The sequence below is a fragment of the Candidatus Amarolinea dominans genome (assembly GCF_016704685.1).
Taxonomy (GTDB): Bacteria; Chloroflexota; Anaerolineae; order SSC4; family Amarolineaceae; genus Amarolinea; species Amarolinea dominans.
This window is the reverse complement of the sequence record NZ_JADIZS010000014.1, coordinates 66,147-85,540: the sequence shown is the minus strand read 5'-3', so window position 1 is coordinate 85,540 and position 19,394 is coordinate 66,147. Positions and strand designations below refer to the sequence as shown.

The 19,394-nt window shown below is 63.9% G+C and carries 19 protein-coding genes; 2 read left to right on the top strand and 17 right to left on the bottom strand.

Annotation, left to right across the window (positions count from 1 at the left end; translation table 11 throughout):
- Positions 1 to 285: 285 nt before the first annotated feature.
- From IPF85_RS10430 to IPF85_RS10350, 17 genes are all read right to left on the bottom strand, one after another.
- Positions 286 to 1,896, bottom strand: a complete 1,611-nt coding sequence (locus tag IPF85_RS10430; RefSeq protein ID WP_343408022.1) for a tetratricopeptide repeat protein — start codon at positions 1,894 to 1,896, stop codon at positions 286 to 288.
- Entirely contained in the window at positions 1,865 to 2,626 is a 762-nt protein-coding gene (locus IPF85_RS10425) for a hypothetical protein (protein ID WP_343408021.1), read from the bottom strand. Before IPF85_RS10425 ends, IPF85_RS10430 begins: the two co-directional genes overlap by 32 nt.
- Entirely contained in the window at positions 2,623 to 3,285 is a 663-nt protein-coding gene (locus IPF85_RS10420) for a hypothetical protein (RefSeq protein WP_343408020.1), read from the bottom strand. The genes IPF85_RS10425 and IPF85_RS10420 overlap by 4 nt, the downstream gene beginning before the upstream one ends.
- On the bottom strand, positions 3,269 to 3,610 hold the full coding sequence (locus tag IPF85_RS10415; protein ID WP_343408019.1) for a hypothetical protein: 342 nt from the start codon (positions 3,608 to 3,610) through the stop codon (positions 3,269 to 3,271). The genes IPF85_RS10420 and IPF85_RS10415 overlap by 17 nt, the downstream gene beginning before the upstream one ends.
- Complete coding sequence (locus IPF85_RS10410) at positions 3,582 to 4,568, bottom strand: tetratricopeptide repeat protein (RefSeq protein ID WP_343408018.1); 987 nt, start codon at positions 4,566 to 4,568, stop codon at positions 3,582 to 3,584. Before IPF85_RS10410 ends, IPF85_RS10415 begins: the two co-directional genes overlap by 29 nt.
- Positions 4,565 to 5,884, bottom strand: coding sequence for a tetratricopeptide repeat protein (locus tag IPF85_RS10405; RefSeq protein WP_343408017.1), 1,320 nt, complete (start codon positions 5,882 to 5,884; stop codon positions 4,565 to 4,567). The genes IPF85_RS10410 and IPF85_RS10405 overlap by 4 nt, the downstream gene beginning before the upstream one ends.
- Positions 5,885 to 5,918: 34 nt before the next feature.
- Positions 5,919 to 6,290, bottom strand: a complete 372-nt coding sequence (locus tag IPF85_RS10400; RefSeq protein WP_343408016.1) for a hypothetical protein — start codon at positions 6,288 to 6,290, stop codon at positions 5,919 to 5,921.
- Between the two features lie 10 nt (positions 6,291 to 6,300).
- The gene (locus IPF85_RS10395; protein WP_343408102.1) at positions 6,301 to 8,031 is read right to left on the bottom strand and encodes a tetratricopeptide repeat protein; all 1,731 of its coding nucleotides are present in this window, start codon (positions 8,029 to 8,031) and stop codon (positions 6,301 to 6,303) included.
- Positions 8,032 to 8,074: 43 nt separating this feature from the next.
- A complete protein-coding gene (locus tag IPF85_RS10390) occupies positions 8,075 to 9,220 on the bottom strand; it encodes an NB-ARC domain-containing protein (RefSeq protein WP_343408015.1) in 1,146 nt (381 codons plus the stop codon).
- 25 nt (positions 9,221 to 9,245) lie between these two features.
- The gene (locus IPF85_RS10385) at positions 9,246 to 9,761 is read right to left on the bottom strand and encodes a hypothetical protein (RefSeq protein WP_343408014.1); all 516 of its coding nucleotides are present in this window, start codon (positions 9,759 to 9,761) and stop codon (positions 9,246 to 9,248) included.
- A 35-nt stretch (positions 9,762 to 9,796) separates the two neighbouring features.
- Entirely contained in the window at positions 9,797 to 11,437 is a 1,641-nt protein-coding gene (locus IPF85_RS10380) for a tetratricopeptide repeat protein (protein WP_343408013.1), read from the bottom strand.
- 32 nt (positions 11,438 to 11,469) lie between these two features.
- Positions 11,470 to 12,753: an apoptotic protease-activating factor gene (locus IPF85_RS10375; RefSeq protein WP_343408012.1), complete on the bottom strand. Its 1,284-nt coding sequence runs from the start codon at positions 12,751 to 12,753 to the stop codon at positions 11,470 to 11,472.
- A 953-nt stretch (positions 12,754 to 13,706) separates the two neighbouring features.
- Positions 13,707 to 14,498 (bottom strand): hypothetical protein, encoded by a 792-nt coding sequence (locus tag IPF85_RS10370; RefSeq protein WP_343408011.1) that lies wholly within the window; start codon positions 14,496 to 14,498, stop codon positions 13,707 to 13,709.
- A gap of 68 nt (positions 14,499 to 14,566) precedes the next feature.
- Complete coding sequence (locus tag IPF85_RS10365) at positions 14,567 to 14,956, bottom strand: hypothetical protein (RefSeq protein ID WP_343408010.1); 390 nt, start codon at positions 14,954 to 14,956, stop codon at positions 14,567 to 14,569.
- A complete protein-coding gene (locus IPF85_RS10360; RefSeq protein WP_343408009.1) occupies positions 14,916 to 15,779 on the bottom strand; it encodes an ATP-binding protein in 864 nt (287 codons plus the stop codon). The genes IPF85_RS10365 and IPF85_RS10360 overlap by 41 nt, the downstream gene beginning before the upstream one ends.
- A 42-nt stretch (positions 15,780 to 15,821) precedes the next feature.
- Complete coding sequence (locus IPF85_RS10355; RefSeq protein ID WP_343408008.1) at positions 15,822 to 17,177, bottom strand: caspase family protein; 1,356 nt, start codon at positions 17,175 to 17,177, stop codon at positions 15,822 to 15,824.
- Between the two features lie 2 nt (positions 17,178 to 17,179).
- A complete protein-coding gene (locus tag IPF85_RS10350) occupies positions 17,180 to 17,821 on the bottom strand; it encodes a hypothetical protein (RefSeq protein WP_343408007.1) in 642 nt (213 codons plus the stop codon).
- Between the two features lie 194 nt (positions 17,822 to 18,015).
- Here IPF85_RS10350 and IPF85_RS10345 point away from each other — a divergent pair, with 194 nt between their 5' ends.
- Both IPF85_RS10345 and IPF85_RS10340 read left to right on the top strand, forming a co-directional pair.
- Complete coding sequence (locus tag IPF85_RS10345) at positions 18,016 to 18,261, top strand: DUF1902 domain-containing protein (protein WP_343408006.1); 246 nt, start codon at positions 18,016 to 18,018, stop codon at positions 18,259 to 18,261.
- A gap of 188 nt (positions 18,262 to 18,449) precedes the next feature.
- Complete coding sequence (locus tag IPF85_RS10340; protein WP_343408005.1) at positions 18,450 to 19,367, top strand: endonuclease/exonuclease/phosphatase family protein; 918 nt, start codon at positions 18,450 to 18,452, stop codon at positions 19,365 to 19,367.
- The last annotated feature ends 27 nt before the right edge of the window (positions 19,368 to 19,394 follow it).

Genomic DNA, 19,394 nt, shown 5'->3' with positions numbered 1-19,394 from the left:
CGAGCAGGAGTTGCACGCGCTGATGGCGCGTCTGCCCCGCGGCGAATTGATCGTAAACCGGCCGGAAGTGATCGAACGCCAGGGCTGTGAGCTCGTCTTCGCTGAGGGCCGCGCTGATCAGGTCACGCAGCGCAGCCGTGTTGTACCGTGTGGTCACAGGGTCGCTCCTTTGCTGACAGATCGAGCCACAGAATAGCACAACTCCGGCAGCGCGTCAATCGAGCCGCGGCGCGCTCGATGGGCGGCAATGGCAGCGGTCCACGCTGATGCGGGCAAGCAATGAAATCAGTCATCTTCGTTCTCTTCGCACCGACCTGCGCAACGCGCCCGCAGTTGTCCGAAAGCCACAGGCAGTTCCGGGGCCGGCTCCGCATACCCCAGTTCTTCCCAAATGGCGATCATGCTGTCGCAGAACCAGATGGTTTCGTCTGGATGACCGTCTTCGGCATGTGCGGACCATACCGCGACCAGGTAGTCGAGCACCTGCGCCAGGGTGCGTGCGTTGAAGGAAGCCGCGTAGGCGCAGGCCTCGGCATAGTGACGCAGCACAAGCTCGCTGTTCGGTTGGGCCGTCAGGCGCTCCAGGTCTCCGCGCAACTGGCAGATCCAGGTCTGGCAATCGGGGTATTCCGCGCTCTCGGCGATCACCCAGGCGGCATCGAGATGGGTACTTGCCTCCTCCCACTCCTCCCGCAGCGCGGCCAGTCTGGCCAGACCGAGCCAGGTGAACGCCTCGATACGAGCATCCCCCTGCTCCTGCGCCAACGCCAGCGCCTCTCGATAGGCATCCTCGGCTTCGGTGTGTCGGCGAAGAGTCAGGTAGAGGCCGGCCAGATTCAACCAGGTGTGCTTCAGGCTGCGCCGGTCGCCAGCCGTCTGCTTGCGTGCCAACGCAGCCATATAGGTCGCTTCGGCTTCGCCATGCAGCCCCAACGTCCTGTAGGCGTCGCCGAGGCTGGTCAATACCTGACCCTCCAGGTGCGCATCGCCCAGATCGCGCGCCAACGCCAGCGCCTCCTCGTGGTAGTCCCGACCCTGCTGGTGGTTCCCCAACAGCCAGGCAACGTTGCCCAGGTTGGTCAGCGCCTGCACCTGTCCGTAGAGATTACCGGTCACCTGGAAGGCTGCCAGGCTGCGCTCGTAATGCCCGGCCGCGGTTGTCCACTCACCACGCGCCTCGGCGACCAATCCCAGGCTGTTGATCGTCTCAGCCAGCCCGTGGCGGTCGCCCAGCGCCTCCTGAATGGCGGCGGCAGCCGCGTAGAGCTCGGCTGCCGCTATCAGTTGCCCGCGCGTCCAGGCCACCGAACCGCGGTTGTGCAGCAGCGCAGCCTCGGTTTCCCGATCGCCCGCCGCGCGAGCGATGTCCAGCGCTTCCGAGAATCGCTCATCGGCCGCGGCGAGCTGGCCCTGGCCGTACAGGGCCAGGCCCAGGCCATTCAGGATGCCGGCGCGCGTGGGCGCGCCTGGCAGCTCCTCGGCCAGCGCCAGCGCTTCGTGATACAGATCGGCAACCTCCGCCAATGGCCGGTCGAGCCGGCGCAGCACGTTGGCCAGGCCGTTGAGCGCCGCGACCTGCCCGCGCACGGAGCCAGCCGCGCGGTGCAGAGCCAGCGAGCGTTGATAAGCTGCGGTGGCGCCCGCCCAATCCCCGCGCTTGACCAGCAGTGTGCCTTCCGAATAGCGAACCACGCCCTGCGCGTTCTCGTCCAGCGAGCGACCTTTGAGCATTCGCAGCAGAATCGCTGCCCGGTCGAGTTGCCACCCATCGCATGCCGCAAGGAACGTCGCCTGCCAGCGCGCCAACGCCCCCGGCGCCTGTGCGGACAGCCCGGTCGCGATCATCTCGATCTCATAGTCGGCTTCATGGTCGTGGTTGTGGGTCTGTTGGCTCATTTTCCGTAAAGTGCTGCTGCGCCTGGGCGCTATCCCCGATGATCACTCCCTGGGCCGGCCCGTGGATGTGGATCTCATACTTGGCCGCGGCCGGGGTCTCGGATGATTTGGCCGTCTGGTTTGCGCTCTCCGGTTCTTCAATTCCGGCCTTCTCCGCATAGTACGCCATCAGCCGCCTGGTCAGCCGGTCGTACTCGCCTGAGCTGGTGAACTTGAGCCGCTCCAGCAGCAGCTCCCGGATCTTGTCGTGGAACTTGAGACCGTAGGGGTGGCGCTCCACGAAGGAGTGCCGTTTCAGCTTGTCGTAGATCTTGCGTGCGTCATCCTGGCTGATTTGCAGGATCACGCTGATCGTCTCTGGGTCGAACCAGCGCGCTACCACGCCCTTCTCCAGGAATGCCTGCACCTCAGCGACCCGCCCGCGGCGCAGGATGCGTTCCAGCAGCTCGGTGGCGATCCGATCTCGGTCGGCGCTGCTCTCCAGCGCGCCTACCTGCTCCCAGCCACCAGCTTCCTTCGCCAGGTGCCGCACCAGCACGAGCAACAGCGGATAACCGCCGGTGAAGCGGTAGACCTCATCGAGCGCGACCGGATCGGTCAGACCGTAGTGTCGCAGGTAGGCCTTGGCGTCCACTTCATCCAGCTCGCGCAGCGGTTGGCTGCTGACCGCGTCGCCGTGCTCGCTCCAGTCGAAATTGACCCGGTGCAGCTCATTGCGACCCAGGATCACGAGCCGCGCCTGGGCGGCAGACCGGGCGCCAGCGTCCGGCAGACCCAATCGTCCAGCCCTTCCATCTCCTCATAGGTGTCAATCAGCAGCGCGACCGGCCGGCGCAGCTCAGTTAAGCCGGCAGCCAGGCCATTCATGAAGCTGCTGGTCAGCGCGCGTTCGGCCCCGCGCAGATAGCGCTCCATGGCAAAGCGGTTGCTGGCCGTGCGCTTGACCGCCTCGGTGACCGCGCCCCCCAGGCCGCCCAGGATACTTCCCAGGCCGGCGGGGTCCTTGACGTTGCCCACGACATCGAAGAGTGCCGCGATCCCCCCGCCCTGCTGCAGCACCTGGTTGATGATCAGGTAGTCGTGGAACTGCCGGTCGAACGCGCGCAATCCGTCTGCCAGCTTCTCGCCGGCCGGGCTGGCGGTTAATCCCGTCATGAACAGGCCCAGGATGCGATCAGGCGTCAGGTCGGGCTGGATGCCGTCCACGGCTGCCATCGGAATGCCGCGCGCCTGCGCGTGGCCCAGCAGCTTACCGCCCACCACGGTCTTGCCAATGCCACCGGGGCCGTAGATCTCCAGCCAACGGTAGGGCGTGCGGCCGGCCAGCAGGTCATCGAACAGTGCAACCTCGGCCTGGCGGCCGACGACGAACTCAGGTGTTGGCATCATTCTCCTCCTGATCAATTTCCTCGACGGAAGCCGCTTCTGCATCCGATTCGTCGCTGGTTTCCCTCACCTCTGTGATCAGTTCCAGGTTGCGACGTACATCGGCGGCCGTGACCATATCCCCGACAGATTCGAGAACCGCCAGTGCGTCCGACCAGACGGCATCGGCAGCTTCGATCTCGTACTGGCGAAACAGCACGCCACCCAGGTTGTTGCGCGCTTGGGCCGCCTCGCGGCGGTGGCCCAAGCGGTCGTAGAGGCCGACCGCCTGCTCATAGTTGCGCCGCGCCAGCGCCAGGTCACCGGCGGCCCGCGCAAAGTTGTTCACTTCCCACTACCTCATCGTGTCTTCCAATGGCCAAGGTGAGATTGCGCAGCGCCTCCTGAATACCGCGTTCGTCACCGAGTTCCTGCGCCAATTCCAGGCTTTCCTGAAAGAATGCCAACGCTCTGCCATAGTCTGCTTGCGCGTAGGCTAACCCACCGAGGTTGTTGAGCAACCCGATCTTGTCGAACACGACATCCAGTTGATCCATCGAGTTCAGCGCCGACTGCCAGAGAGCCGCTGCCATGTCAAGGTCACCTTCTTCGTAGGCCACGTTGCCCAGATTGCCTTCCACCTGGGCGTGCAAGTAAGGATCGTCGGCCACGGAAGCGAGGAGATCGAGCGCGCCTGTAAGCGCATTGCGGGCCTCGATCAACCGGCCCGTTCGCCAAAGGGCTTCCCCCAGATGGTTGAGCATGAAGGCCGCCTGTTGGTGATCCCCCAGCGCTTCGGAGGCGCTGAGGGCTTGCCGAAAGTAGCCGACCGCCTGATCTGTTAGCTTTTGATGCTCCAGGTCCAACCCGACATGGCTGAGGCTCTCGGCTACCAAGTGCGGGTTCTCAACGACCCGCGCAAGCACCAACGCTTGTTCGTGGGCTTCACGAGCATCCTCGGCATTACCTTGCAGGCGCAGCACCATGCCCAGGTCGTTGAGGATCAGGACACCGTCCTCGACCTCTTGGCTGCCTTCGAGCAGATCCAGCGCTCGTTTGAACCGCTCCGTTGCCCGGTTCCAATCGCCCAATTGCGCCTCGAGCATCCCTTCGCAGTGATGGACCCGGGCGCGATCCGCCGCGCTCAGGGTGAGCTGTCTGATCCCACGCAGCAGGCGCCGGGCCTGGGTCAGTCGCCATGAGACCCGCGTATCATCGAACGCATCGAACCACAACGCGATGCCGGCTTCATTGGTCGCTGCCAGGTACAGCCACTCTGCTAGATAGATCTCCGAATCGCTGTTCACGTTCCTGACTTCCCGGCACGTGCCCCGGCTACTGGCTGAGGAATCAGGCCGTTGATCTCCGCGATCCCATCCTTCACCCACTCCGCCAGTTCCATCTGCTCCCAAAACTCGATCACATACCGGCACACGAACGCGGCGTCCTCCGCCTGGCCATGCTCGATCAATTCTCGCACGTTGCGGCCGATGGTGTCCAAGCCCATACGGTAGCGCCGCTCGTCGCCGTGCTGGCGAGCGACCGCAGCCGCGGTGGCGTAGTAATTGTACGCTTGCAGCAGCCGTTCGTCCATTGCGGCATCACCCAAGAGCCAGGCGATGGTCACGAGCCAGCGACCAGCATCGTGCTCCTGCGCCAGGTCCCACGCTGGCCGCAGGATTTCGGCGAGCTGCGCTACTCCCTGTCCCTCATCGCGCGCGATCACGCCGAATTTGTAGAGGGTTTCGACCTGGGCGAGGATGTCCCCGCGCCGGCGCTGCAAGTCGAGCGCCTCGGTGAGCAGCGCCCGGGCCTCGTCGAAGCGGCCTTGCATCGAACGCAGGATTGCCAGCCCGCCCAACGCCCTGTCCTGCACGCGTAGATCCCCCAACTGGCGGCCTGTCTCCACGGCCGCCAAATAGAGCGATTCGGCCTCGGATCGCCGGTCCAGATCGCGCAGTGCGCTGGCCAGATTGACCTGGCTGATCCCGATATCCGCTGTCGCGCCCGCGACTTGCTGGAGCGTCAGGCTGCGCTGATGGGCCGCCAACGCGTCTTCCAACCGGTGCTCCAGACCGTCCACCTGCCCCAGGTTGCCCCACATCAGCGCCTGGCCGCGGACATCTCCCAACGCTTCGTAGTGGGCCAACGCCTCGTAGTAACACGAACGCGCCTGGTCGAGCTTCCCCTGGATTTGATAGACTGCACCCAGATTGCCTAGTGCCTGCGCCTGGCCGCCCAGGTCTTGCACCTGTTGGGCTGCTCCCAGGCTTTGAGTATAGTAGTCGCTGGCCTGGTCGAGGCGCCCCTGCTGTCGTGCCAGCAATCCCAGACTATTGAGCACATCAACGATCGGCCGTTGGTCGCCGAACCTGCGGAAGATCTGGAGCGCCTCTACGTACGATGCGGAAGCCCGTGCCAGATCACCGCGGCGGCGATAGACCTGCCCCAGGTTGATTTGCGTCCGGGCCACGCCTTGCGGCTGGCTCAACCGATCGTACAGCGCCCGGGCCCGCTCCAACTCAGCGGCGCCGGGCGTATCATCGCCCAGGCTGACGAGCGCCAATCCCAGGTTGTTGCGCATCATCGCCTCTTCGCTGCTGCCGGCCCAGCCAGGTAACAAGCGTGCCAGCGCCTGCCGATAGTAAGAAACGGCCTCACCCAACGCACCGCGCCTGATGGAGCGTGCCTAAGTCGTTGAGCACCCGGCTGGCGTTGAAATCGTCGCTGGTCTCGTCGAATAGCGCCAGGCTGCGCAGGAAATCAGCCTCGCCGCGGTCGTAGTCCTCCAGCAGCAGCTCCAACAGCGCCTGGCAGCGCAGCGCAATGGCCTGGCTGTGCGGCGAAAGCTGGACGCCGCTGCGCTTGATGCCGGCCAGGAGCAATCTGCATTCAGCGACTGCATTGTCCATCCAGGCATGCACAAAACGGTCGGCCCAGCGGTAGGCGCCGGCGTGTTCGTCCTGGGCGATGGCGAGCCGGAAGAACTCGATCTGATGAGCGCTGCCTGGCGCTGGACTGGATGTCATGGTCGTCTCTTCATGCCTCGTTTGATTCTTCCAACAGAGCCTCCACCTGGTTGAGCACAGCGGCATGGACAGGAGCATTCGAGTGTCCGTGGATTTGCTCCATCGCTACGGCACGCCGCAGAAAACCAACCGCGTCCTGGAAGTTACCCTGTTGACCAAGCAGCATACCGAGATTCCAACTGCCGGTTGCTTCTGAGCGCCAATCTTCTGACTCTCGCGCGACATCAACGGCCCGGCGATAGAGGGTTAATGCCTGTTCGAGGTCACCACCGGCGAGATACGCATTGCCCAATGCGTTGAGTACCATGCTGGCTGACCGTAGATCGTCGAGATTTGTGAAAATCGTCAGAGCCTGCTCTTGGTTAGCTATGGCGCCTTCCAGATCGCTCATCGCGAGAAGGATTGTTCCAAGATTGCTCAAGAGGCTCGCTTCTCGTCTGCGGTCTGGAATCTGGCGAGCGAGCACCAGCGCCTGTTGATAGAGTTCAGCGGCACGCAACCGGTCACCGGTTTCCGCATAGGTCGTGGCCAACCCATCGGTCAAAGCACATTGGCCGGCACGATCTTGGATCTCTTGGGCCAGGGGCAGCGCCTCTTCGAAGCACTTACGCGCTTCGGCGATCTCACCAAGGGTGAGGTAGAAGTTACCGAGGTTGCCCAGGATCGTCTCCTGGTGCCAAGGGCTGCTCGCAGCGCCTCTCGCCAGCGCCAGCGCTTGCTGAAAGCGAGCAAGCGCCTGATCATTCTCACCGACCAGCCCACACAGAGTTTCTAACTCGCTCAGCCACGACATCTCGCCGTCCGCATCGCCAATCATCTGGGCCAACCTCAAAGCTTGCTCGGCATAGTGCATGGCTGTCGAGACTCGACCCATTATCCGGTATGCTCCAGCCAATCCACCCAGGCATGTGCTCTCATTGTCGCGGTCTCCGATTCGTCGGGCTATATCGAGCGCCTGTTCGTAGGCCTCGATGCAAGCGCGGATATCGCCAGCCATCCCACGTGCCAGTGCCAGGTTGATCAGCGCCGTTGCCTCGGCGTGCCGATCCGCGCTTTCTCGCGCGATCTGGAGCACCTCTTCCAGGCGTGGGACAGCCCGGTCGAGATCGCCAGCGTCCAGATAGAGGTTAGCCAGGTTGCCGAGTGCGGAACCTACGAGGCCCTGGTGGCCGATGGTACGCGCCAGTTGAAGCGCCTCCTCGAGACAGTCGGCAGCTTTCTGATTCTGGCCCAACGCCGCATACACCCGCCCCAAGCGGTCCAGCCATTGGCTTGCGTCCTTGCGATTGCCGGCCTGATCGGCGATGGTCACGGCCCGCTGCAAATAGGTCAGCGCGCGTTGGGGTTGGCCAATTGCCGCATACAGCTCGCCTACGCGGCCGAGAAGAGCGCCTGTGTAGACCTGGCCGGGAAATGCTTCCGCGAGTGCCAGTGCCTCCTCATAGATCGCCAATGCCTTCTCTCTGTCACCACGCAAGAAATGGGAGTAGCCCAGATTCTCCAGCAACACGCCTTCGCGAAGCTTGTTGCCGGCTTCCTGCACCCAGGGCAAACCCTGCGTGATCCAGGCGATGACCGTCGTCCACAGTCCCAGCGGCGCCATCGAGGGCAGCGCCGCGTTGAGATAGACGAGCAGAGTGCTCGCATCACCCAAGTCTTGACCGGCCTTCCATGCACGCTCGATCTGCGGCCATTCGGACTCAAACCAGGCCGGGTCGCCGCGGCGAGCTTGCATGTTCATCAAGATGTAGTCCAGATGCCTGCGCCAAGCTGCACTCATCACCTCACAACCCCATCCCCTCCATCATCTCCGCCGCGTAATCCGCCAGCAGGGCGTGCATCCAATAACGCGCCCCGCGGCGTTCAACCAGGCCGCGCTGGATGAAGCGGGAGATTGTGGCTTCGGCCTCCTCCACCGGACATTCCCACACGTAAGCCGCCGCGTTGATCTCCCAGGTCAGCGGGTCGCCGCCGAAGACCGAGGCCATGGCGAAGCGCTCCTGGTCGGTCCCATCCAGCCGGGCGACGCTCATGCCGAGGATGGCTTGCAGCGAAACCGGCTCTTCCTCCGTCAATCCTAACCGCCCTTCGGCCTGGAGCAGCTTCAGACGGGCGTCCCGCTGCTCGATCAGCTCGCCGAGCAGACGCGCCATGCGCGCCGGCACGTCGGCCTCGACCGCCAGGAGCCGACCGGCCAGGGTGAGGGCCAGCGGCAGATACTCCAGCCGCTCGCACAACCGCTGCGCGCTGCGCTCGTCGGCGATCACGGCTTCTGGGGCAAGGCGACGCAGCAACGCCAGTGCAGCCTCCGGCTTGAGTACATCCACGCGCAGTGTGCGGTCGCGGGTGGCCAGGGCATAGGCGACCGGCGTCTCGCGCGTGGTGATCAACGTGCGGCAGTGCGGGCCGGCCACCGTGAAGTAGCTGCCGTGCGCGGCCTCCCACACATCATCCACGATGAGCAGGGCGCGCCTGCGATAGAGCACCGCCCGCAAGCGGTCTCGGCAGGCGGTCTCGTCACGTTCCGGCAGCAGGTCCACGCCCAGCGCGCGGCCCCAGCCATCCAGCAGGATGCGCAGGGTCGGCTGTGGCCCGAGCGCTGCCCAGAGGACGCCGTCGGGGAAGAGTTCGGGCATGATCGCCAGTCGGCCCAACGCCGCAGCCAGGGTCGTCTTGCCGATGCCGCCCAATCCGCGCAACGCCACCGGCGGAACATCGGCCGCGTCCGTGTCTCCCAGTTGCAGCAGATCGAAGACGCGCGTCAGGTCATCATCGCGACCCAGGATTCCCTGCGGTGGCGGCGGCGGCGCCATGAACGGTGGGGTGGCTCGATCGCGCGGGCCGGTCGAGATCACCTGCGCGCCATCGCCGATGGCGAGGTCGTAGACGTTTCCATGAATGGTGACCTGATACTTGGCAGCTTCGGTCATGGGCCAGCCTCCTTCGCTGAGATGTTCATCTCTCTACGTCGTCGCCTGATCGCTCCACGCGCGCGCCATCACCGATGGCCAGGCCCGATGCCTTGTCAATCTTGATGTTGTACTTGCCGCTCTGCACCGTGTTGCGGTCGCCGGTGACGATCGTGCTGCCAGTGATATTTTGCGCGGCCACGGCGCGGTCGCCTGACGCGATGATCGTCACGCCGGCTGCCTGCGCGGCAGCCCACTGCTGCCCGATCTCTCGCGCCAGATCATCGTCCTCGGCCAGCAGCTTGCGCAGTTGCTGGCGTAGGGTCGCCTGGGCATCTTCATTTTCCGGCTCAGTGACGGCGTCGGCCACGGCTTCCTGGGCGGCCGACTTGGCCTCGACTTTCGGCCGCAGCCTGCTCCACAGCCCTTTAGCGCGCTCCCACGCGTCGCCGCCCAGCTTCTTGCCGGCCTCCTCGGCGGCCTTTTCCCCTGCTTTGAGCAGGTAGGGCAGGAAGGGGGTCAGAAACAGCGTGATATCTTTGGCCAGTGTTGCGATATCCATCGTGAACCTCCGTTTATGTGTGTTGGGCCGGCGCCTCAAGAATGTATCAGCCGGCTTCGGATCTCCAGTAATGCTTTCCGGTCGCGAGATATCTGGGGCAGGTCACACTGCTCGTCGAGCGTTACCGCCTCGGCCAGCGCGATTTCGGCCCGGCTAAAGTCACCCAGATCAGTGCAGAGGATGCCCAGGTTGTACAGCGTGTGCGCCTGGCCGGCCACATCTTCGATCTGGCGGCGCACCGCCAACGCTCGTTCGTAATAGTCCACCGCTGCGGCAGGATCGCCCTGCGCGCTGCTCACTGCGGCCAGGTTGTTCAGTGTGGCGCCGGCAGCCAGGAGGTCGCCTGTTTCGGGGCGCAGGGCCAGCGCAGCCTCCAGGGCCGCCCGTGCGCCAGGCAAGTCGCCGCGGTCGAAACGGGTTGCGGCCAGGTTGCTCAAAGCAGTGGCTTCCATCTCCCGGTTGCCGACCTCGCGGGCAGTGGCCAGGGCGGTCGCCAGATGCTCAGCAGCAAGGTCGAGTTCGCCTTGGGCGCGTAACACTGCGGCCAGGTTGTTCAGCAGCGTGGCCTCACTGTCGCGGTCGCCGCTGGCCTGGACGAGCGCCAGCGCCTGCTCGTAAGCAACTCTGGCCTCGGCAAGGGCGTCACGCTCCAGATGCAACCCGCCGATGTTGGCCAGCGCCGTAGCCTGACCCGCCCGGTCGCCGGTGGCTTGGTGGCGCGCCAGCGCTTGCTGAAAGTACGCCAACGCGCGACGCCAGTCGCCTAGCGCCTGGTAGGTCGTACCCAGGTTGTTGAGTAGGGGCGCTTCTGTGCCTGTCACACCGGCTTGGCGTTGTACCGCCAGCGCCTCCTCGAACAGCGCCAGCGCTCGTCGTGGTTGACCGCGCGCCCGCGCCAGCAACCCCAGGTTATTCAAGACGGCCGTCTCATGGCCCCGGTCGCCGATCGCTCGCATGAGCGCCAGCGCCTGCGTCAACGCCGCTTCCGCTTCATCCCGGCGACTCATCTGCAAGTAGAGCTGCCCCAGGTTGCTCAGGGTGCCGGCCTCGCCCATCCGGTCGCCGGCCTCCCGTTCGATGACCAACGCCTGTTCGAAGCGTTCGGCGGCTTCGCCCCACCGGCCAATCTGCATCAATGTCGTTGCCAGGTTCTGCAGTGTGATGCCTTCACCTGCCCGGTCTCCGGCCGCCTGGCGGAGCGGCAAAGCCTGCTCATAGAACGCGATTGCCTGGGCATACTCGCTCAGATCGTCATGCACCAATCCAAGGTTGTTCAGGGTCACCGCCTCGCCGGCAACCGGCCCGACCCGGCGGCGCACTGCCAGGGCTTGCTCGAAGATCTCCCGGGCTTCCCCGTATCGTCCCAGGTGCCGATGACACAGCCCGATATCGTTGAGCAACCCACCGACCAACGCCTCGTTGCCGATGCCCTGCGCGGCCGTCAGCGCCCGCCCATTCCAGGTCAGCAGATCGGCCCACAGCCCGCGTCGCTCCAGGTAGCTATCCAGTGCGTTGAGGTAGCCGAAGATCAGATTGACCTGCTCGTCGGCCGTCAACCCCGCGCTGCCTTCGCTCGCCACCGTCCACCCGCGGCGGATTTGCGCGAATTGATCACCATCCAGCGCCTGCCAGTCATCCTTGTGCTGGCGGGCGTAGGCGAGGTAGTAGCGGGTCATGCGCAGCTCAACAGAGGTTCTGGCTCCACGGCTCACGGCCACCACTGCCCCACGTCCATCACCGCTCTCGCCACTTCCCAGACCGCACGTGAATCCATGACCGGCGGCACAATCATTCGATGTTCCTTGCTGAACGAAAGAACTTCACCTCGTGGTCCCTTCTGAAAGTGGTTCCACAAATGAGTGTTCAGGGCATCGCGAATGTGGCAATATGTAACTTGCTGTACTTCAGGCGCGCATTGCGGGGCCATCGCAGCCAGCGCACGGATACGAGCAAGATCGTCCTCGATCGACTGCGCCGCCACTAGACCTTCCGCCAGCAGCCCACTCGTCAATTGCGGCGCCAGCGCCTCCAGCGCTCGGACGCGGGACCATTCATCCCCTATAGCATTTGTTACCGTCAGGCCATCCGCCAACAACTCGCCTGACAGTTGCGGCGCCAGCATCGCCAGAACTCGTGCGCGAGACTCCTCGTCGTCGATGGTCTTGGCCGCCACTAACCCTTGGGCAAGGACACGCATCCGCGACTTTCCCGTTAACCGCGGCGCCAGGGCTACCAGCGCTCGCACACGATACCACTTGTCCTCAATGGCCCGTGCCTCGGCCAGCCCCCGCGCCAGCAACTCACCGGTTAACTGCGGCGCCAGCGCGGCCAGCAATTCCGCACGATCCCCCTCGTCCCAAACGGCCGCCGCCGCCGCTAGGCATTCCGTTACTGCTTCTTTTCGCAACTTGCCTGTGAGCTGTGGTGCCAAGGCAGCCAAGACTTGCGCACGAGACCGCTCGTCCTCGATGGCCCTGGCCGCCTCAAAACCTTGTGCTAGCAGCTCACCCGTCAGCTTCGGCGCCAGCGCCGTTAGCACAGCAGCGCGAGACTCCTCGTCCTCCATGACAAGAGCCGCCGTCAAGCCCTCTTTCAGCTCCCTGCCAGTCAAGTTTGGCGCGAGCGCGACTAGCACGTCCGCGCGATGTCCTTCGTCTTCGATAGCTGCCGCCGCTTCAAGCCCTTCCTCTAGCAGCTCGCCCGTCAATTGCGGTGCCAGCGCCGCCAGCGCAGCCGCACGATGCCACTCGGCCTCGATAGCCAACGCCGCCGCAAGCCCTTGCATGAGAAACTCGCCCATCAAGTCCGGCGCCAGCGCCGCCAGTGCATTCGGCCGGGCTTCTTCATGCTCGATAGCCTGTACTGCCTCAAGCCCCTGGGTCAAAGCTTGCTCCCGCAGATGGCCCGTCAGGTTCGGCGCCAGCGCCGCAAGCATTTCTGCGCGACGCAACTCGTTCTCGATGGCCTGTGATGCCGCCAGTCCATGTGTCAATGCCTCGTCTCGCTGCGCGGCTGTAGGTACGGCGCCAAGGTCGCCAGCACGTCCACACGAGACTCCGCGTCTCCGATCGCCAGCGTCTCGAGTCCTCGAGTCCCTTAGCCAACAGCTCGTCCGTCAGCCTCGACGCCAGCGCCGCCAGCGCAATTTCACGATAATCCCCGTACTCGATGGCCAACGTCGCCGCAAGCCCCTGTGCCACCATCTCGCCTACTAGGTACGGCGCCAGCGCAGCGAGTGCATGAGCGCGAGGCTCCTCGTACTCGATTGCGCGCGGCATAGCCAGACCCTCTTCCAACCGTTCGCCCGCTAGGTGCGGTGCCACTGCTGCCAACGCTTCCACACGAGGCCACGCGCCCGTGATTGCCTGCGCCGCGGCTAGCCTCTGGGCCAGCAGTTCTCCCGTCATCTGCGGCGCCAGAGCGCGAGAATCTTCATCCTCAGTGCCTTCAGCTTCCGCAAGAACCTCCGCCGGCAGCTCACCTGATAGTTGCGGCGCCAATGCTGCCAGAACTAGCGTACGAGATTCCTCATCCAAAATGCCCTGTGCCGATGCCAACCCCTGCGTCACCAGTTCACCCGTCAGCTGCGGCGCCAATGCAGCTAAGACTTGCCCACGCGATTCCTCATCCCCAATCGCCTGCGCCGCTGCCAGACCCTGCATTACCAGCTCGCCCGTCAGCTGCGGTGCCAATTTAGCCAGCACACGCGCACGGTACCACTCAGCCTCTATGGCCTCTGCCGCCGCCAAGCCTTCTGCCACTGCCTCATTTCGTACTTCGCCCGTCAGTTGCGGCGCTAGCGCGGCCAACGCATCCGCACGCGACCACCTATCCCCAATCGCCTTCACCGCCGCCAGACTTCCCTCCTCAGCTTCGCGTCGTTTCTCAGTCGTCAGTCCGCCCGCGGACAAGATCGCCCGATACATGCTCGCTCGCTTCTCGGCTTCAGGCACCTGCGCCGCCACCGCCAATGCCTGCGCCGCTGTCCACAGCCCTGTCTTCACTGCCCGCCCTACCAGCGCCGGCTCGTAGTTCCCTTGCTTGCGAGTTTACGCTGGTGACGATCAGTGAATACCGTATGCACTGCGCTAGCACCGCTTCCTGACGGCCGTCAGACTTCGGCACCTGCACGCGTCGATATGCCTCCTGCCACGCCACCACTACATCCGCCACATACCTGGCATAACTGCCCTCAGCCCGCAACTTCGCCTGTGCCCATGGCTGCTGGTGATCGCCATCTCCCTCTCCCACCAGCTCGTGCAACTCGTCCCATCGCCCCGCGCCGGCCAGATGCTTCGCAAGATTCCGATACATATAGGACTCGTCCAGAGCGGCGATTTGAGATAGCACGACGGTACCAGAATCCATGCTACATAACGACTCAAAACCAAGTTCTACCCCTACCTGAGTCGCAAGTTCATTGAGCAAAAGTATTGCCGCTGCAATCCCCGTCGGATCATCCTTGTCATTTGCCACCAGCAGCCGTTTCTCCAAGATGCAAAATCTATCCTGCAGCTCCGGCTTCCTTTTCTTGATCATGACCTCCAGTTGCTGCAAACCCAGCACATAGTCTATCTCAGCGAATTGCCGCGACGCGCCTACTGCACCTTTCAGGTGTGCATGCATGATCTGCCACTGCCGCAGTAGGTCATCGGCGATCTTCCTCCGAGATCGCAGCAGATCGATCTTGTCGAACGTCTCACCATGTGTTTTGGCCGACTGCGCTACTTGCGACATTCATACACCTCTGGTGTCCGTGACCCATTGCTCTTTCAACGTTCGCCAGACTATTCTCTGGGACCGGGTCATTGCGGGCTCTCCGCTTCACTGAGATCCCGCGCTTCATCCTTGGCCGCCAGGAAATCTTGAAAGCTTTGATGGTAGATCCGATATCGCATCACGCCTGCCACCGGATCCTCGTCGAGAAACTCCCGCCAGTCTCTGATTGCTGACAATACCCGAGCCGGCTTCAACTTTGCCCACGATGCGATCTGCCACACAGTCACCGGCTCCTGCGCCATGGCCAGAAAGCAGATCACCGGCTGGCGATAATCGACCCACATGTCCTCGTCGATGGCTCGGATCTGCCGCCAGTGGCGCTCGTAGTAGTCCTTGAGGCCCTGAGGTAGCTCGGCCAGCGTTCCATGCCGGAACTCACCGCGCTCGATGGCCGGCAGGACGTAGCGGAGGTACATGAAGTTGCCCTCGCTTTTGGGCTAGCATCGTCTTCACGAAGGCCTCGACCGTCGTACCCCAGGCGCTTAGACTGGGCTGCATGACCTCCCGCTGGGCAAACTGCCTGATGTAGGCGCGCACGTCCTCGCGGTTGGCATCCGAGTCCGGATCAAGGTAGAAGATCTGCGACCTGTCCACTTGCAGCGGCAGCCCCTCCTTTCGTCGCATGGTTACTGCGACGAATACGCCTGGGGGAAGTGCGGGCGGCAGCAAAAGCACGTTCTCCCCCGTCCGTCCGCGCCAGTCGACTTCGTCCAACGCGTCTACCAGGATAAGCACCTGCTCGCCCGCCGCCAATCCCTCGCTCACCTCTTGCAGCAGCGCGCTCAGAAAAGCGCTGTCGCGCGAGGCTTCCGGCGGTAGCCAGGCGGGGCGGTCGAGTTTGTACCTGGCGATCAACTGGGCGCATATGTTCTCCAGGAACTGGTCAGCCCGGTTGATGCCCTGGGTGCTCACCACGAAATGATGCACGTATTGGCCGGCTTGCACCAGATGCGCCATCAGGGCGCTCTTGCCGATGCCGGCCTCGCCTTTGACGATAAAGTAGCCAGCTGGTGTCCTTTCCATGAACTGATCCAACGCGTCGAAGACGAAGCGCCTGCCCACGAAACCCTGGGACTTTTCCTCAATCAAGGTGGTGAATGTGATTAGCTTGTGGGCCAGTGGCGCGTATTGATCGCTGAGGAAGGTCGGATAGATCGTGTTGTGACCGCCAATCACTATGCCGCGGGCATCCTTGATGGTCACAGAGTACTTGCTCGTAGTGGGGTCGGCTTCAGTCATCTCGTACCTCGTTTGCTCAAAATGGCCTGCTCAGTTGGCGACTCATCTGTTCTGGCGTTTTCCTGGTTCTATCAAGAGCCAAGTTGCCGCTCGATCTGCGCCATTTCTTGGGCAACCTGGTCTCGCTCTGTGACAGCTCTTGCCGCCGTTCCTCAGCGTCAGCTTGGTCTCGCCGTCCAGGGTTCGGCCCAGGTCTTTATCCAGCGCCGCGATGCGGTTCGATAACGTTTCGTACCGGCGCTGCAGCTCAGCCAACTGTTGCCGCCAATGCCGCTTGGCCGCGTCGCCGCTCGGTGGCTGATGGCTCCCAGTTCCGCCCTGGCCGGGGCGCGAGGATGGCTCACCGCCGAACACCTGCGTCACCTGCGCCTGATCCCCGATCACCAGCCCCTGCGCGCTGCCGATGTGAATGTTGTACTTCCCTTGCTGCACCACGTTGCGATCACCCGTAACAATGGTGCTGTCGCTGATGGTCCCGGCGGCCACGCTGCGCTTGCCGCTGGCATCGATAGATGGCTTGTGTACCGCCGCGGCTCCTTGGGCAGGCGAGAAGCCGGCGCCGCCCAACCCCTTGCCGCCCAACAGCAGCGCCACCGCAAAGTCCTCAGTTGCCGTATCGAAGAAGGGAGTCTGCTCGGCTTGGCAGAGGGCACTGGCGCTCTCAGGCACCGCCTTGCCCAGGTGGCTCATCAGGTTGGAAACGCGCACCGTGGTATCGCCGGGCTGGTTGCCCGCGCCCCGCAGCGCCTCGATCAGGTGATAGGTGTAGAGGCTCAGGCTGCCGTCGGGTCGCACCCACGACTGCTGGCTGCCGGTGGAGGAGCTGAACACGGCCCGTCCCGCGCCCTGCTTCAGTTCTTCGACCAATCCCTTCGGCAGGGCGGTCTGCGTGAACCCCGACGGCAGCTTCATGGCCGGCCGGTCCTTGGCGCTGGCCATCCCGGCGGCATGGCAGCTATCCACAAAGACCAGCAGTCGCTTCACCCCGACCTGCCGGAGCGCGGCGGTGAAGTCTTCAGCCGGGAGCGCGCTGCCGGCCAGGTCGAACGGTTCGACATCGTGCGGCAGGAGGTAATACTTGCCAGAGTCATCCGCCACCCAGCCGTGGCCGGAGTAGAAGACCACCGCGGTGGCGTCGCTGTCGGCCGCGGTCTGCCGGGCCAGCCAGGTCAGGCCGTCGAGGATTGCCTGCCTGGTGGCGCCCGCATCGTGCAGCAGGCGAATGTGTGCGTCGTCGCCAGGGTAACCGCACAAGGCGGGGTCGGTCAAGACCGCCCGCAACGCGTGCATGTCTTTGACCGTCACCGGCAGCGAAAGCCTGGGGTACGCGCATTCGCCCACGCCGATCAAGAGAGCATAGCCGTGAGAAAACTCGTTGGTCTTTGGACGACTGGCCATCATCAACCTCCCTCGCTCATGCGCAGGCGTTCCTCGATCTGCGCTATTTCCTCCGCCGCCTGCTCCCGCTCCTCGACAAGTTCCTGGCGGCGCTCCTTGAGCACGATCTTCGTTTCGCTGTCCAGCGTTCGCCCCAGGTCCTTGTCCAGCGCGGCGATGCGCTTGGAGAGCGTCTCGTAGCGGCGCTGCCATTCGGCCAACTGCTGCTGCGGATGACGCTGCGCGATGGACCCGCTCGCCGGCCCTTCATCGCCGCGGCCGCCTGTGACGATGTTGCCGCCGCTGGCGGCCTGCGCGCCGGCGCCCTGGGCGATCGCGCCGGAGCCGGTGAGGGTTGCTTGATAGGAAATGTTGGTCTGAGGACGCGCCGGCGCTGCATCTGCGTCTGGCGCCAGCAGCCGGCCGGCAAATTCCCGGTAGCGCGCCGGGTTGATCGCCTGGATTAGCGCGGCCAGCCGCGCCATCTGCTCGCTGCGCACGGCGTGATCGAGCAGAAGCTGCACGCGCTGATTGCGCGTCTGCCCCGCGGCGAATTGATCGTAAACCGGCCGGAAGTGATCGAACGCCAGGGCTGTGAGCTCGTCCCCGCTGAGGGCCGCGCTGATCAGGTCACGCAGCGCAGCCGTGTTGTACCGTGTGGTCACAGGGTCGCTCCTTTGCTGACAGATCGAGCCACAGAATAGCACAACTCCGGCAGCGCGTCAATCGAGCCGCGACGCGCTCGGTTGATAGCAATGGCAGCGGTGATAAGCGCCCGCGCTCCCAGCCTGTGACGCTCTCTTTGGCGTCTATTTTCTGATCCAGCCTTGTATGCTATAATACGGCTCGGAGGAATCCAATGGCAACGTACAAAATCACACTGGAGATCGAGCATCTGCCCGAAGGCCCGTATTTGGGGACGAGTCCCGATCTGCCGGGCCTGATCGTGCAGGCTGAGACAGCGGAAGAGGTCATTCGCCTGGCGCCAGACATCGCCGCCGACTTGATCCAGGTCATGCAGGAATCTTCTCTCTGTCATTCCGCATCATCCTGGAGGCATTCCCAAAGGGACGCTCAACGCGATCCTGAAACAACTGGGCATTGACCGAGACGAGTTCGACAACGCCTGAGGCAGATCTGTTCCCAGACCCGCATCTCAAAACCACAACATCTTCACGATCTGCGCTATTTCCTCCGCCGCCAGCTCCTGGCGGTGCTCCTCAGCAAAGGAATCCGTGTCAATCTGTGTCAATCCGCGTACCCCCTGCTCCCCTCCACTGAAAGGACACGAACATGAACCGCAAGAACAACCGCCTGGCCTGGCTACTGATCGCGCTGGCCGCGCTGGCGCTGTGGATGATGAACGCCAGCCAGCCCGGCGCCGCGGTCGAGGGGTGCCTGGCCGGCTGCGCCACGGCCACGCGGCCGGACGATGGCTGCGTGCGCATCGTTTCGCTCAACGTGCTGCACGATTTCCCCCACTTCGCCTTTCTACCGCAGCGCCTCGATCTGATCGCGGCCGAAATCCGGCGTCTGGATGCCGACATTGTGCTGCTGCAGGAAGTGCCGTGGACCTGGCGTGGCGGGCTTGGTGCGGCCTACCTGGGGCAGGCCAGCGGGCTGAACCACGCCTATCTGCGCGCCAACGGCAACCGCTGGGCCATTCTCTTCGAAGAAGGTGAGGCTATCCTGAGCCGATTTCCCCTGCGCGACGTGAGGTTTACTGAACTGCGGCCACGCGAAGCGCCCTTCCAGCACCGCGTGGCCTTGAGCGCGGTCGTGGACACGGCGTTGGGGCCGCTGCGCGTCGTCAGCACGCACCTGGCGAATCAAAATCCCGCCGTCAACCAGGAGCAGGCGTCGGCCTTAGCCCACTTTGTCGCCGCCCAGCCAGGGCCAATCATCATCGGCGGCGACTTCAACGCCACGGCGGACAGCGCCGCGATCCGCGCCCTGCAGCCAGCGTGGGTGGACAGCTTTGCCGCGGTGCGGCCCGATGATCCCGGCTTGACCTGTTGCGTGGATGACTTGACCGCGCCGCCGGACGAGCCGCTGGAGGAGCGCATTGACTATCTCTTTCTGACGCCGGGGCCAGCCTCCGCCTGGCGTGTGCGCGCCAGCCAACGCCTCTTCACCGCCCCCCAACTCACCCCCGCTGGTCGCATCTGGGCATCAGATCATATCGGACTATGGCTGGTGCTGGAACGCTGAACAGAGACCGGAGACCGGAGAAAGGAC